Origin of the sequence: Kitasatospora sp. NPDC056181 (genome assembly GCF_042266225.1) — a bacterium.
GTDB lineage: Bacteria > Actinomycetota > Actinomycetes > Streptomycetales > Streptomycetaceae > Kitasatospora.
The window spans coordinates 41,244-54,439 of sequence record NZ_JBHJUK010000026.1 but is presented as its reverse complement, the minus strand read 5'-3'; the positions used below and the strand labels follow the sequence as shown (position 1 = coordinate 54,439).

Sequence of the window (13,196 nt, the reverse complement as noted above, 5' to 3'; positions counted from 1 at the left end):
AACCGCCGGTGCGGCGGCGCGCACCCCCGCCGCCGCACCCCTTCTCGTTCGACCGGACCGGCGCCCGGCGCGACCGGGCGACGATGGACAGGTGACAACCGTGAACGACCAGCACGCCGCCGCCCCGGGCACCGACCTGCTGTCGGCCCACCCGGTGTTCGGCCGCCTGGCCCGGTTCGGCCAGCGCGTCCGGCAGGCGGACCGCAACCACCCCTGGGTCCTCGACACCGCCGTGGTCGCCGTGGTCTTCGTGCTGTTCTGCGTGCCCGACCTCGTCCGGGGCAGCGCCACCGGCCCGTTCCACGCCGACGGCGACTCCCCGCACCAGCACCGGATCGCCTTCACCCACCTGGCCCTGCCGGCCATGCTGGCCTTCCAGGCCGGCCTGGTCCTGCCCCTGCTGTGGCGGCGCCGCCGGCCCGCCGCGGCCTTCGCAGCGATCATGGCCGTCTTCGTGCTCCAGTGGTCGCTCGGCGCCGCGCTGCGCGCGGACGTGGCCCTGCTGGTCGCCCTCTACAGCCTCGCCCTGCACGGCAGCCTGCGGAAGCTGGCCTGGGCGTGCGGCGCCATGACCGGCGCCCTGGCCCTGGTCGCGGTCGAGCTGTCCTCCGGCGTGACAGTCGGCGACGCGCTGTTCTTCCTGTTCAGCGCCGCGATCGCCGCGGTCGCCCTCGGCATCGCCGTGCGGATCCGCCGCGCCCAGCTCGCCGGGCTGCGCGAGCGCGCAGCCCGGCTGGAGATCGAGCGCGACCAGCGCAGCCGACTCGCCACCGCCCACGAGCGGGCCAGGGTGGCCCGTGAGATGCACGACATCATCGGCCACAACCTGTCCGTCATCGTCACCCTCGCGGACGGCGGTGCCTACGCGGCCCAGGCGGCTCCCGACCGGGGCCGTGAAGCACTGCTCCTGATCGGGGAGACGAGCCGCCAGGCACTCGGCGAGCTGCGCCGCATGCTCGGTGTCCTGCGCGACCAGGGCGACCAGGCCGCCGAGTTCGCCCCGCAACCGGGCATCGGCGACCTCGACGCGCTGTGCACCCGGATCCGCGCCGCCGGCCCCCAGGTCCTCTACACCGCGGCCGGCGAGCTCGACCAGCTGGACCGCGGCGTCCAGCTCATGGCCTACCGCATCGTCCAGGAGGCCCTCACCAACACCCTCAAGCACGCCGGCCCCGACACGCGGGCCCACGTCACCCTGGCCGCCGACACCACCCGGCTGAAGGTACGCGTCCGGGACACCGGCCCGAGCGGTCCCGACCGCGCGCCCGCACACGGCACCACCGAGGGGCACGGGATCTCGGGAATGCGCGAACGCGCGGCGGTGTACGGCGGCACCGTCACGGCCGGTCCCGGCCCCGGGGCAGGATGGACCGTCGAGGCCGAACTCGACCTCACCCCCGACCCGACAGGCGGCCCGACGTGACCACCGTCCTCATCGTGGACGACCAGCCCCTGCAGCGCTACGGCTTCCGGATGCTGCTGGAGAGCCAGCCCGACACCGAGGTGGTCGGCGAGGCCGCCCACGGCGCCGAGGCCGTCCGGCTGACCGCCGACCTGCGGCCGGACGTCGTCCTGATGGACATCCGCATGCCCGGCATGGACGGCATCGAGGCCACCCGTCAGATCGTCGCCACCGGCGGCCGCTCGCGCATCCTCGTCCTGACCACCTTCGACCTCGACGAGTACGCCCACGCCGCGTTGCGCGCCGGGGCCAGCGGCTTCCTCCTCAAGGACGCCCGCCCCGAAGAGCTCCTCGCCGGCATCCGCGCGGTGGCCGAAGGCGACGCGGTCGTGGCCCCTGCCATCACGCGGCGCCTCCTCGACGCCTACGCCCACCGCCTGCCGTTCCGTCCCCCCGGCGCGATGCCCGCTCCCGACGAACGCCTGGACTCCCTGACCGACCGCGAACGGGAGATCCTCGTCGCCATCGCCCACGGCTGGACCAACGCCGAGATCGCCCAACGGCTGGTCCTCGCGGAATCCACGGTCAAGACCCACGTGAGCCGGGTCCTGGCCAAGATCGGCGCTCGGGACCGCGTGCAGGCTGTGATCTTCGCCTACGACCGCGGCCTGACCCACCCGAACCCGCCGGCCTGACCGCCCTCCCCTGCCTCAGCCCTCCCGCCCTCCCCCGCCGGCCTACGCCGGTCCGCTCCGCCACCCGCGCCGGCTCACCGGGCCGACTCACCGGGGCGACGGTCCGTGCTGCTGACGTCTCCTCGCTCGCCTCCTCGGCGTACCGGGGGGTGACGACCTGCGTGCGCGTGCACGGGGTGGGGTGCGGGTGAGCCGGTCTGCTCACCCGCACCCCACCCCGTGCGAAACCCCGCGGAGGGTGCGACCGTCAGGCCGCTGCGGACGGGAGCCCGCGGCGGGCGAGCGCGTCCGAGGCCTTGGCGGTGGCGTAGAGGGAGACGACCAGCGCGATGGCGAGAGCAGCGCCGCCGGCGAACAGGGTGCCGGAGGAGACGGCCTTCGGACTGCCCGCCTCGGTGCGGGCCGAACCGGAGATGTACGGGAGCACGACGAGCACGGCCACGCCGAGGACCACCTCGCCCCAGACGACCTTGGGGAAGTGCCGCAGGGTCAGGTGCAGCAGGGAGGCGGTGTCGTCGGTGGTGCGGGCCCGGACGATTCGGGGCATCAGCCAGAACTGGTTGAAGGCGCCCGCGGTGACCAGGCCGGCGACCAGGAGGATCTTGACGAGCAGTGCGATGCCGTAGCCGGTGGTCCAGAGCTGGGAGATGCCGCCCACGTGCTTCCAGCTGAGCCAGAGGCCGGAGATGGTGACCGCGCCGACGCAGACCATGGCGACGAGGCCGAAGCGCCGCCAGGTGTCGGCCCAGAGCAGCCCGGCGCCGGCGCCGAGGCGCTTGCGGGTGCCGGCCAGGGCGACCAGCAGGGCCAGTCCGCCGAGCCACACGGTGCCGGAGACGATGTGGGCCTGGTCGAAGACCGGGTTGAGCCACGCGTCGAGATCGGCCGGGGTCGTGGTCGGCACGCCGGCGATCAGGGTGACCGCCAGGGAGAGCGGTAGGGCGGTCAGGGCGATCCGGTCCGTGTGGCGGCGGGCGGCCGGTACGAAGAGGGCGATCAGCGTGGCGGCGGTCGCCACCAGGACGAGGTTCTGGACCAGGTGGACGGTGCCCTGGGCGATCCAGGCGCCCTTGGCCGCGGGGGCCCGCAGGTAGTGCCAGATCCGGTCCGGTGCGAGGGCGTCACCGAAGGGCATCCCCTTGCCGGCCCGGGCGACGCGCGCGGCGAGCTGGAAGTAGCCCGCGACCAGCAGGACCACGCCGGCCCAGGCGAGGTAGTGGGCGGTGCGTCTGCTCAGGAGTCGAGCGTCCTCGGTGTCCGTTTCCGGCGCCCGCAGTGCCGGGCGGACCGTGGTCGCGTAGGTGACGGTGGCGCCGATGGCTCCGCTGAGACCGATGAAGTAGCCGGTCTTGGTGAGGGCCCGCCAGAGCTGGGGCATGGCGTATCCGGCCGTGGTCGCGGCCAACGAGGCAGTGTGCATAAGGTGAGGCTAGCCTAAATAAGGTCAGCCTTATATCGGCTGACCACAGTTCGGCCGATCGTCACCAATTCGTGAGCAACGGCGCCCTGAGCTGCACCGACGGCCGAGAACGGCGCCGGACGCACCAACGGGAACGCTCCTCGCCCCGGACGTGGAGGGGTGGGCCCCACGGAGGCTCGCGGGCTACTCGAAGAGGACGTAGAAGCCGCCGTAGGCGATTCCCAGCCCGACGCCCGACGGGACGCGGCCGATCACCGCCGCGTCCTGGAACCCGGCCGGGCACTCGACCGGGGTCCCGTTGTCGTCCGTGGTCAGGATGCCGCTGATGTTCGGCCCGGCCGTGTACAGGATCGGGCCGAACGGCCCGTACCTGTTGTCGTCGGGGTGCGCGACCGAACAGGCGACGACCGCCAGGGGCGTGAATTCGAGCTTGAAGCAGTAGGCCCCGAACGGAATTGGTCGACCGTCACTCAGGGCCTTCGCCATTCCCGTGACGCCCTGGGAGGAAATCAGGTTGCCCGGGTTGTCGACCCTGGCGAATCCACGCGCCATGGCGGGACCTCCTTCGACGGGCCGCACACGCCTGCCGCCCGGTTCACCGTAACGCCGATGCGGCGGTGCGGCGAGGCGGCGACGGCCGCCCCGCACGACCGGAACTCGCAGGTGCCGCAGCGGATCCGCACGGCCGCGGGCCACCGGAGGCCGGCGCCCGCCGTCGACGTGCTCCGGCGGCGGCACCCCCTCCCCCGGCATCAGGCATCCGGCATCGGGCATCCGGCATCCGACCGGCGAACAAGATCCGCCAGAATTGAATGTCACTGTCTCATCAATGATGCACAAGGAGTCACCAGGAACGGACAAGCGTTCAATTCCCGCCCGTCCAACCGAAATCCTGCCCCTGCGACTACAGTGCGATTCCTGAGCCGACTTCCGGGAACGTCGGCGGCAGGTGTCCAGGAGAACACGGTCGATAGCGGAGACATGTCAGAAATCGGAATACCGACGCACCGGAATCCCGGTCCCCGTACGGGGGAAGCCGGGTCCGCGAGGGTATTGCCGCTGTCCGCGGCCTCGCGGCCGGGCGGCGCGGGGCTGGACTTCGCCAGGGTGCTGAGGGAGGTCCCGCACGGCCGCCTCTCCGGGACGCTCCTCGTGACGGGTGACCCCGGCGGCCGCTTCCTCCTCGAGGACGGCGTCATCCTGGAGGTCGCCTCCCCCGGTTCGCCGGGAGTCGAGACCATCCTCCTGCGCTCCGGCCGGGTCACCGAGGCCGACTGGGCGTCGGCGGCCCGGGCCGGGGCCACCGGGAGGCGCGTGGGCGCCGAACTGGTCGCCCGGGGACTGGTCGGCTCGGCCGAGCTGCAACTGATCTGCGCGATGGCGGCGCTGGACGGGGCCCTGGCCATGGGAATGGGCCGGATCGACCGGGTCGCGCTCGATCCCGAGCCGCCGGCCACCTGCTTCGCCGCTCCGGAGGGCGTCGAACCGGAGTGGCTGAGCCGGGAGACCGAGCGGCGGATCAGGGCCCTGGGCGGACAGCCGGTCTCACCGTTCCGCGACCGGTTGTCGCGGACCGACGCCGGGACCCGGCTCCTGGACGACGGGATCGCCGGCGAACGGCGCGACATCCTGCAAAGGGCCAACGGCAGGCGCAGTTCCCGGGACATCGCCTTCCTGCTCGGACGGGGCCTCTACGCCGTGACGGTCGAGGCCTCGCGACTGCTGCACGAAGGGCTGGTCGACGTCGCGCCCTCGGCCACGGGGGCGGCCGACGGACCCGCCCCCGCCCCGGAGTACGGACGGACCCCGGAGCCGACCGGTCAGCCGGGCCGCACGGAGGACGCGTCGCGACTGCCGCGCCGCCGGCCGGGGACCAGCGGGATCACCGGCGTCCTTCCCCTGCGCCCCGTCTCCGGACCCTGGCGGCCCCCGGCGGCGCTCACTGCGGAGGACCGGCGGTTCGGCAGCGCGCAGTAGCAGTCACCGCGGACGTACCCGGCGCGTGCCGGGTGGACGAACGGACCGGGCGGCGACGGCTCGTCGGCGCCCGGAGACCAATCAACGGGAGAACCGTGACAGACAGACATGACCAGCTGGCCGCAGAGGTGCGGGTGCTCCGGGACCGCGTCGTCGGAGTCACCGACGTCGTGGTGGCCTCCGTCGACGGGCTGGTGATCACCTCGGAGACGGACGAGACCGCGGGGGCCGAGGGCCTGGCCGCCCTCACCGCGGCCTCGTTCAGCATCGCCCGCCGCGCCGGCAGCATGAGCAGCAAGGGCCGGCTCCACCACACCGTGTCGCAGTTCACCGACGGCTACCTGGTCGCCCGGGCCGTGGGCGACATGGCGCTGATCGGGGTGCTCGGCGACGCCGGCATGGACGTGCAGCGACTGCAGGCCGAGGCCCAGGAGTCCGCGGAGCGGATCAGCGTGCTGCTGACCGCGGCGAGCGGCCAGGGCGAGGCCGACCACCCCCAGCAGTAACCGGGCTGTCGACCACGGTGTCGACAGCGGTGCCATTCCAGGACGACACGGAGAAGGAGCGCAAGTGAGCGGGTCGGAAGCAAGAGGGTCCCGGAGCATGGCCGAGAGGATCGCGAGCCTGGTGAAGGCCCTGCGCGCCGAGGTTCCGGACTGCGTGGCCGCGGGGGTCATCGACATGTCCACGGGCATGCTGCTGTCCGTGGAGACCGTGGACTCGCACCCGCCGGAGGTCCTCGACATGCTGGCGGCGGCCACCCTCGACCTCTTCCAGGGCCGGAACGTGGTGATGATCGAGGGCATCTTCAAGGAGCGGCGCGGGGTCGTCAGCGACCGGCACTACTTCCAGGAGATCCTCGTCAACAGCGACAACCTGGCACACCTCTTCCTGCGGGTCGACAGCACCGACGAGATCGTCGCCGTGGTCGTCTGCCGCAAGACGGTCAACGTCGGCATGCTGTTCGCCCAGGCCCGGAGGGTGCTCAAGGACCACGGCCGGCTGTGACCGCTCCGCACGGCCCGGCCGGAGTGCCCCGCTCCCGGCGGGCGCGCCGGCCGGGAGGCGTAGCCTTCGTCCCGTGTCCTTCGAGTACGCGGAGCGCGCGTCCCGGCTGCCCGGCGCGGTCGTGTGGACGAGGGGAGCCGCCGGGCGGCCCGTCGGCGGGTCGGCGTCCGCGCAGGCATCCGGCCAGCCGTCCGTGCGGCTCTCCGCCCAGGCGTCCGTGCCGCCCTCCCTCCAGGCGCCCGCGCCGCCGTCCGTCCTGCCGGACGGCTGCATGGACCTGCTGTGGACCCGGGGGCGGCTCCTCGTCGCCGGGCCCGACACCCGTGCTCACCGGCCCGGCGCCGGCGGTGAGGGGCCGTGGGCGGGCGTCCGGTTCTACCCCGGCACCGCCCCCGCCCTGCTCGGAGTGCCCGCCCACGAGCTGAGGGACCAGCGCGTCGGCCTCGCCGATCTCTGGCCCGGTGCCAGGGTCCGCCGTCTCACGGAACGCGTCGACGCGGCGCCGGACCCGGCCGCCGCCCTGGAGGACCTGGCGGTGCTCCTCGCGGTCGAGGCCGAACCCGCCGACCCGCTGCTCGGAGCCGTCGTGGCGTCCCTGGAGGCCGGCCGATCCGTCACGGCGACCGCCGAGTCGGTGGGGCTGGGCGCACGACAGCTCCACCGCCGGTCCCTGGGCGCCTTCGGCTACGGCCCCAAGACCCTGGCCCGGATCCTCCGCCTGCAACGCGCCCTCGCCCTGGCCCGCTCGGGCGTCGCCTTCGCGCAGACCGCCGCCGTGACGGGCTACACGGACCAGGCCCATCTGGCACGCGACGTCAGGGAGTTGACCGGGGAGTCGCTGAGCGCACTGGTCCGGCGCTAGGGTCCGCCGGCGGACTCCCGTCGTCCGCCCCTCCGCCCTTCCCGCCCGTCCGCCGGTCGGGCGGGAAGGGGGCCCGGAGAAGGACCCCGGCTCACCCGGCCGCGCCCGGCAGGGGTGCGAGGAGGTCGACGCCGTTGCCGTCCGGGTCGTGCACCGTGGCGTAGCGCTGACCCCAGAAGGCGTCCCACGGCTTCAGCTCGCCGTGGTAACCGGCCGCGACCAGGTCCTCGTACACCGCGTCGACGTGCTCGGGGTCCGTGCAGCGGAACGCCAGCCCGATCCGGCCGCCCCCGGCCGGCGGGCGCCACGACGGGTGGAAGGACCGGACGGTCTCCTCGGTGTCGAGGACGAGGAGGAGACCGCCCGGCAGTGCGGCCTCGACGTGCGGCTGGTCCTCGCAGCCTTCGGGGAACCCGACCCCGAGGCGCCGGTAGAAGGCCAGCGACGCGGCCAGGTCGGAGACGACGAGACCGATGAAGGCGAATTGCGGTGCTTGTACGGTGTTCATGGTCGGCAGCCTAGGCAGCGGGCGGGCGACGGGTCTTGGAGAAAACGGACATCCGGCGGTCAGCAGTGCCCGGTGGCACGGAGCCCGGCTGTGTGGTGCCCGGCTGTCAGCGGTGACCGGTGGTGCGATGGCCGTTCGTGCGATTGTCGGAGCGCCGGGTGAGGGCGAGCAGCGTCGCGTGGACCACCCAGGCCACCGCCGTCCCCACGGAGGACAGGCCGAGGGACAACCGGACCTGACGGGCGGTCAACTGTGCCCGGCAGCCGGCCTCGCCGGGGTCGCAGCCCGCGAGACCGTCCATGACCGTGAACCAGAGCAGCAGGGCGACGACGCCCGCGCCGTACGCGGCCAGCAGCCCCCGGGAGAGCGGCAGCGGCGCGTAGCCCCGGCCGGCCAGGAGTGCGGCGGTCACCTGGGCGGCGCAGACCACCGGCACGGGGTCCCAGCCGGTGAGCGAGACGCCCGAGAGCGGCATCAGGACACCGAGGCAGGCCGCCGCGGCCCCCGCGGGAACGCCGAACCGCGTGAGGAGCCCGTCCGTCCGCAGCGGTGGGCCGAAGCCGGGGAAGGTGTGGGCCATGCCCTTGCGCCACGCGACGCGGAGCCCGACGAGCGGGACCAGCCCGGCGGTGAGGACCAGCGGCGTCAGGACCGTCGACATCCGGGCGGCGGCCAGGTAGAGCACGCTGCCGACGAAGACCAGCAGCGCCGGGACGGCGGGAGCGATGAAGGACACCGCGAACAGCACCATGGTCGGCAGACCCAGCAGGAAGTCCAGGGCGGGGGCGAGACCGACGGTCGACACACCCAGCACCCCGAGGAGCACCAGACGGGGACGGCGGTGGCGGAGCACGACCGGCATCCACGTCCGGGCCACCAGCGCCAGCCACCGGGCGATGCCCCAGCCGCACAGGCAGAGCAACACCGCGTACGGGACGGCGATCTCGGCACCCCTGCCGTCGAGCGTCGCCAGGTTGAACACCCCCGCCGGCGCCAGCAGGCGCGACACTCCCAGCCCGGCCCCGAGCCCGAGGCCGGCCTTCCGGACGAGGGCGGGCGGGACGCCTCCGGGCGTCGCTCCCGAGGCCTGCCACAGCACGGTGCCGGCCGCGCCGACGAGCAGCGTGGCGACCGCCACCGCCGCCACCGTGTCCGTGACGACACCGGTCCGGGTGCCGCCGCCGATCGGACCGAGCCGCAGGAACTCGTAGAGGAACTCCGCGGCGGCCCCCACCGCGCACATGTCCCAGAAGCCCGTGGGGAAGAGGACCCGGCCGTCGTCCAGCGCGGCGTCGCGCTCGGCGAGCGACGGGTGGACCCGCAGGGCGGCCGGCCGGCGGGCGGTGGCCGGCACGGACGCCAGGCCGAACTCGGCGAACAGCCTCCTCACCGGGGCCGCGGACCCCTCCCACTGCACGACGCGGGCGTCCGCGTGCAGTTCGCGGCTGCGCAGCACGGCGTTCCTGAGGAGCGTGACCAGCACCGCCAGGACGAGCACCTCGACGGCGAAGGCGAGGATGGTGGCCACGACCGGTCGCTCGTCGATCGTGACGGCGCCCGTCAGGGAGATCAGCGCCATCGCCAGCAGGGGCGGCCCGGTCATGCGCCAGACGATCAGGGTGAGGAAGGTGACGTCCACGTCCCGGTTCCGGATGTGCGCGAGCTCGTGGAGGACCACGGTGCGGAACGCGCCCCGGTCGTCGGCGAAGAGTTTCACCAGCCCGCCGCTCAGCACGATCCGGCGCTGCCCCACCCGGCCGAAGGCCAGGGCGGAGACCCCCGCGTCGAGGGGCTCGAACAGGAAGGAGACCCGGGCGCGCACGTCCGTTCCGCGGACCACGTCCTCCAGATACGCGGTGAGCTCCGGCATGCCGGCCGTCGGGCGGTAGCCGCGCCGCCTGCTCCGCCACTTCGGCAGGCAGACGTAGACGCAGGCGACGGCCAGCAGCAGACAGGCCGTGGCGGCGAGGGGGATCAGCCGGCCGGTGGCGGCGCGCGGGTCCCGGCAGTCGAACTCGTAGTCGGGGACGGTCACCGTGGAGTCCCCCGCGCGCAGCCGGGCCGCGGTCTCGGCCGCGCGGGTGGCGCACTCGGAGTAGTCGAGCGTCTCCCGAAGGTCCACCGCGGTGAGGAGCACGGACGAGGAGCCGTTCAGCAGGATCGCCCCCGCTGCGGCCACCACCGCGATCAGCAGCACGAACCGCACCGTGGTGCCGGACGGCAGGCCCGTAGGCCGTGGGTGCCGCTGCCCCGGGCCCGCTCCCCTGCCCGTCCCCGGGCCCGGCCCCGGTATGGGCAGCGCGCTCACTGCGCGGCTTCCCCGGCGTCCTCCCCCCGCCCGGCCTCCCGGGCCGGACCCCGGGCCATGGTGACCAGTTCCGCCACGATCCCGTCCGCGATCGTCCGGGCCTGCTCCTCGGGGACTCGTAAGCGCAGCGCCGCGTCGACGGCCACCTGGCGCACGGTCGTCAACTGCTCGGCGGAGAGCCGCTCCACCGCCTCCGCGGCGGGCTCGGCACGCCTGCGCCGAAACAGGGCGCGCACGCCCCGCTCGGCGGTGTCCGCGGCCTGCCCGGCGGCCCGCTCGGTGAGGTGGTCGAGCACCCGGACGGCCACCGCGAGGGCCGCGGTGCTGAGCAGCGCCGCGGCGGTCTCCAGCCCGAGCCCCAACGGCTCGTCGCGCCGGACGGCCTGGAGCCGCTTGCGCGGCGGCGTGCTGTGGAACGCCTCCGCCGTCATGGCGAACTGGGCCAGCTCCTGCGGCGCCACCGCCTCCACGGCCCGCCGCGCGAGCCTCGTCGCCATGGTGCTGTCGTATGCGCGCATGCCAACCCCCCGGTTCGCCGGTCCCCGGACACCCCGCATTGTGGCGCAGGAACGTCGCCGGCGCAGCCCTGCCGGAGGGCCTTGGCCAAGCTGTGACCGACGCACGCCCGCCGCTCCCCCCGGCCCGGGCCCGTACGCGCACGGCCCCTTCGCGGACGGGTCCGGTCGCGCGCGACGCCGAGCACGCACGGGCCGGTCGCGCACGGGCCGGTCGCGCGCGACGCCGGGCACGCACGGCGCCGATCATGCGCGGCCGTCGTGCGGCAGGAGGCCCTGTCCCCCCACTGAGACAGGGCCTCCCCCGCGCCGTCGCCGGCGCGGTCAGCGGGCGGCCGGCTCCAGGACGTCGTCCGGCACCGGCTCGACGGGCTTGCGGTCGGGCCGCAGCGCGATCACCAGCAGGACCGCTCCGGTGAGGGCGATCAGCATGGTCCAGGCCGCGCTGACGTGCATGGCGTGGATGAAGGCGTTGTCGGCGGCGTGCGCCAGCGCGGGCTCGTGGGCGGCGGCCGCGGCGTGCCGGGCCTGCTCGGCGGAGATCCGCGCCTGCTCCCGCAGCGGGCCGGGCGTGTCCTCGAGCGCGGGCTCGATCGCCCGGCGGTACACGATGGACATGATCGTGCCGCCCACCGCGATCCCGAGCAGACTGCCGGTCTGCCGCACGGTGTTGGTCACGGCCGAACCGGCACCGGCGCGCTCCAGGGGCAGGGTGCTCATCAGCGCCGCCGTCACCGGGCCGATCACCATCCCGATCGACAGCCCCTGGACCAGGTACATGATCTCGTTCCAGAAGAGCGGGGTGTCCAGCCCGAAGAACATCAGCGAGCCCATCGCCAGGCCCGCCGTGGCCAGGGCCGACGCGGTGACCGAGCGCAGCGACCAGCGCCGGGAGAGCCGGACGCCGAGCGGCGCCCCCACGATCGAGCCGAACGCCGCGGGGGAGAAGGCCAGACCGGCCTGGAGCGGCGAGAAGCCGCGTGCGCCCTGGAGGTAGAAGGCGCCGTAGAAGCTCGCGGAGGTCATCGCGAAGAGCAGCATCCCGAGCGCCGCGTTGCCGCCGCCGAACATCCGCCGGCCGAGCAGCCGCGGGTCGAAACTGGGCTGCCTGGTGCGCAGTTCGACGAGCACGAAGGTGGCCAGGAGGGCCACGCCGGCCGCGATCGGCAGCCAGACGCCGACCGGGGTCCAGGAGGCCACCTGCCCGGCCCGGATCAGCCCGTAGGCCAGGGAGGCGAGCCCGCTGACCGACAGCAGCAGTCCGGCCGGGTCGAGCGGACGCCGGGTGGGGCTACGGAAGTTGGGGACGAGCACGGTGATCCCGATCAGCGCCAGCACCACGACCGGGAGGTTGATGAGGAAGACCGAGCCCCACCAGAAGCGGTCGAGCAGGAGTCCGGACAGCAGCGGGCCGGCGGCGATCCCGACCCCGGCGGACGCCGAGGAGATGCCGATCGCGGTCGCCCGCGCCGGACCGGTGAAGGTCCACATGAGAACGGCCATGGCGGCGGGCATGATCAGTGCGCTGCCCAGGCCCATCGCGGCCCGGCCGGCGATCAGCTGGCCCGCGTCGGTGGCGTAGGCCGCCCACAGCGAGGAGCCGCCGAAGACCACCATGCCGGTGGCGAGCACGGTCCGGTGCCCGAAGCGGTCGCCCAGGGCGCCCGCGCCGAACATCAGGGTGGCGAAGACCAGGGTGTACGACCCGGTCGCCCACTGGAGTTGGGCGGGGCTGGCGCCGAGACCGCGGACCGGGTCCGCGAGGGTCTCGAAGGTGGTGGTGAGGATGCTGTTGTCCAGCCAGATCAGCAGCGAGGACAGGAGGAGCACGGCGAGGATGAGCTGCTGCCTGGTCCTCGGCAAGGTCGGGGGCGTCGTCATGAGGGCCTTCGAATAGGATCGACAAGAACCTGACGGGATCAGTATGCACATCCGTCAGGAACCTGTCGATTCTGAGGAGGCGGAACGTTGGATTCCCACGGGGCGGCTGTCGGCTCGCTGACCTTCCTGGTCCGCAAGGTCTGGCTGAACATGAGGTCGGCGATCGCCGCGGAGCTCAAGGCGTTCGGGCTCTCCACCTCGCAGTACGCCACGCTGCTGATGGCCGAGTCACAGCCCGGACTCTCGGCCTCGGACATCGCCCGCGAGGTGGCGAGCTCCCGTCAGGCCGCCAACGAGATGCTGGTCGGCCTCGAACAGGAGGGCCTGATCGAGCGGCGCCCCAATCCGACCGACCGGCGCAGCCAGCAGATCCACGTCACCGAGGCCGGGCAGTCCCGCCTGTCGGAGGCCCGCACCGCCGTCGACCGCTGCGAGGAGCAGTTGGAGGCCGCCTTCTCGGCGGAGGAGCGGGCCGCCGTCCGGCACTGGCTGGAAGGCGTCTCCAAAGCCTGCCACTGAAGCGCTTCCGCGGTACGGCGCGGGGCCGGGAAATCAGGGCCACCGCGCCCGTTCCGGCCCCTGGCCGGACCGGAAGGCGTATAGCCAGATTTGACCGAAGT

Annotated in this window: 13 protein-coding genes; 7 read left to right on the top strand and 6 right to left on the bottom strand. The window is 73.8% G+C overall.

Annotated features, from left to right (window positions below):
* The first annotated feature begins 91 nt into the window (after positions 1 to 91).
* A complete protein-coding gene (locus tag ACFC1F_RS13230; RefSeq protein WP_376157840.1) occupies positions 92 to 1,423 on the top strand; it encodes a sensor histidine kinase in 1,332 nt (443 codons plus the stop codon).
* Positions 1,420 to 2,097 carry a response regulator transcription factor gene (locus ACFC1F_RS13225; RefSeq protein WP_209412454.1) on the top strand — a complete coding sequence of 226 codons (678 nt, stop codon included), beginning with the start codon at positions 1,420 to 1,422 and terminating at the stop codon, positions 2,095 to 2,097. The genes ACFC1F_RS13230 and ACFC1F_RS13225 overlap by 4 nt, the downstream gene beginning before the upstream one ends.
* Positions 2,098 to 2,344: 247 nt before the next feature.
* Here ACFC1F_RS13225 and ACFC1F_RS13220 read toward each other — a convergent pair whose 3' ends face one another.
* Together ACFC1F_RS13220 and ACFC1F_RS13215 are read right to left on the bottom strand one after the other, a co-directional pair.
* Positions 2,345 to 3,517, bottom strand: a complete 1,173-nt coding sequence (locus ACFC1F_RS13220; protein WP_376157837.1) for a CopD family protein — start codon at positions 3,515 to 3,517, stop codon at positions 2,345 to 2,347.
* A 183-nt stretch (positions 3,518 to 3,700) separates the two neighbouring features.
* Positions 3,701 to 4,069, bottom strand: coding sequence for a hypothetical protein (locus tag ACFC1F_RS13215; protein WP_376157834.1), 369 nt, complete (start codon positions 4,067 to 4,069; stop codon positions 3,701 to 3,703).
* Positions 4,070 to 4,570: 501 nt separating this feature from the next.
* On the opposite strand from ACFC1F_RS13215, the gene ACFC1F_RS13210 reads away from it, so the two are divergent.
* From ACFC1F_RS13210 to ACFC1F_RS13195, 4 genes are all read left to right on the top strand, one after another.
* Entirely contained in the window at positions 4,571 to 5,494 is a 924-nt protein-coding gene (locus ACFC1F_RS13210) for a hypothetical protein (protein ID WP_376157832.1), read from the top strand.
* Between the two features lie 95 nt (positions 5,495 to 5,589).
* Positions 5,590 to 6,000: a roadblock/LC7 domain-containing protein gene (locus ACFC1F_RS13205; protein WP_376157830.1), complete on the top strand. Its 411-nt coding sequence runs from the start codon at positions 5,590 to 5,592 to the stop codon at positions 5,998 to 6,000.
* Between the two features lie 97 nt (positions 6,001 to 6,097).
* The gene (locus ACFC1F_RS13200) at positions 6,098 to 6,502 is read left to right on the top strand and encodes a hypothetical protein (RefSeq protein ID WP_376157827.1); all 405 of its coding nucleotides are present in this window, start codon (positions 6,098 to 6,100) and stop codon (positions 6,500 to 6,502) included.
* Positions 6,503 to 6,575: 73 nt separating this feature from the next.
* Entirely contained in the window at positions 6,576 to 7,364 is a 789-nt protein-coding gene (locus ACFC1F_RS13195) for a DUF6597 domain-containing transcriptional factor (RefSeq protein WP_376157825.1), read from the top strand.
* Positions 7,365 to 7,455: 91 nt separating this feature from the next.
* Here ACFC1F_RS13195 and ACFC1F_RS13190 read toward each other — a convergent pair whose 3' ends face one another.
* From ACFC1F_RS13190 to ACFC1F_RS13175, 4 genes are all read right to left on the bottom strand, one after another.
* Positions 7,456 to 7,872: a VOC family protein gene (locus tag ACFC1F_RS13190; RefSeq protein WP_209412460.1), complete on the bottom strand. Its 417-nt coding sequence runs from the start codon at positions 7,870 to 7,872 to the stop codon at positions 7,456 to 7,458.
* A 106-nt stretch (positions 7,873 to 7,978) separates the two neighbouring features.
* Positions 7,979 to 10,069, bottom strand: coding sequence for a M48 family metalloprotease (locus tag ACFC1F_RS13185; protein WP_376157821.1), 2,091 nt, complete (start codon positions 10,067 to 10,069; stop codon positions 7,979 to 7,981).
* Between the two features lie 107 nt (positions 10,070 to 10,176).
* Positions 10,177 to 10,677, bottom strand: coding sequence for a hypothetical protein (locus ACFC1F_RS13180; RefSeq protein WP_209412462.1), 501 nt, complete (start codon positions 10,675 to 10,677; stop codon positions 10,177 to 10,179).
* A 342-nt stretch (positions 10,678 to 11,019) separates the two neighbouring features.
* Positions 11,020 to 12,576, bottom strand: a complete 1,557-nt coding sequence (locus tag ACFC1F_RS13175) for an MFS transporter (protein ID WP_376157818.1) — start codon at positions 12,574 to 12,576, stop codon at positions 11,020 to 11,022.
* A gap of 87 nt (positions 12,577 to 12,663) precedes the next feature.
* On the opposite strand from ACFC1F_RS13175, the gene ACFC1F_RS13170 reads away from it, so the two are divergent.
* Positions 12,664 to 13,095, top strand: coding sequence for a MarR family winged helix-turn-helix transcriptional regulator (locus ACFC1F_RS13170; protein ID WP_245204826.1), 432 nt, complete (start codon positions 12,664 to 12,666; stop codon positions 13,093 to 13,095).
* The last annotated feature ends 101 nt before the right edge of the window (positions 13,096 to 13,196 follow it).

What these genes read in the sequence shown, in the direction of transcription:
- ACFC1F_RS13220 (WP_376157837.1), bottom strand. Translation starts at nt 3,517, where the DNA reads ATGCACACTGCCTCGTTGGCCGCGACCACGGCCGGATACGCCATGCCC.
- ACFC1F_RS13215 (WP_376157834.1), bottom strand. Translation starts at nt 4,069, where the DNA reads ATGGCGCGTGGATTCGCCAGGGTCGACAACCCGGGCAACCTGATTTCC.
- ACFC1F_RS13200 (WP_376157827.1), top strand. Translation starts at nt 6,098, where the DNA reads ATGGCCGAGAGGATCGCGAGCCTGGTGAAGGCCCTGCGCGCCGAGGTT.
- ACFC1F_RS13190 (WP_209412460.1), bottom strand. Translation starts at nt 7,872, where the DNA reads ATGAACACCGTACAAGCACCGCAATTCGCCTTCATCGGTCTCGTCGTC.
- ACFC1F_RS13180 (WP_209412462.1), bottom strand. Translation starts at nt 10,677, where the DNA reads ATGGCGACGAGGCTCGCGCGGCGGGCCGTGGAGGCGGTGGCGCCGCAG.
- ACFC1F_RS13175 (WP_376157818.1), bottom strand. Translation starts at nt 12,576, where the DNA reads ATGACGACGCCCCCGACCTTGCCGAGGACCAGGCAGCAGCTCATCCTC.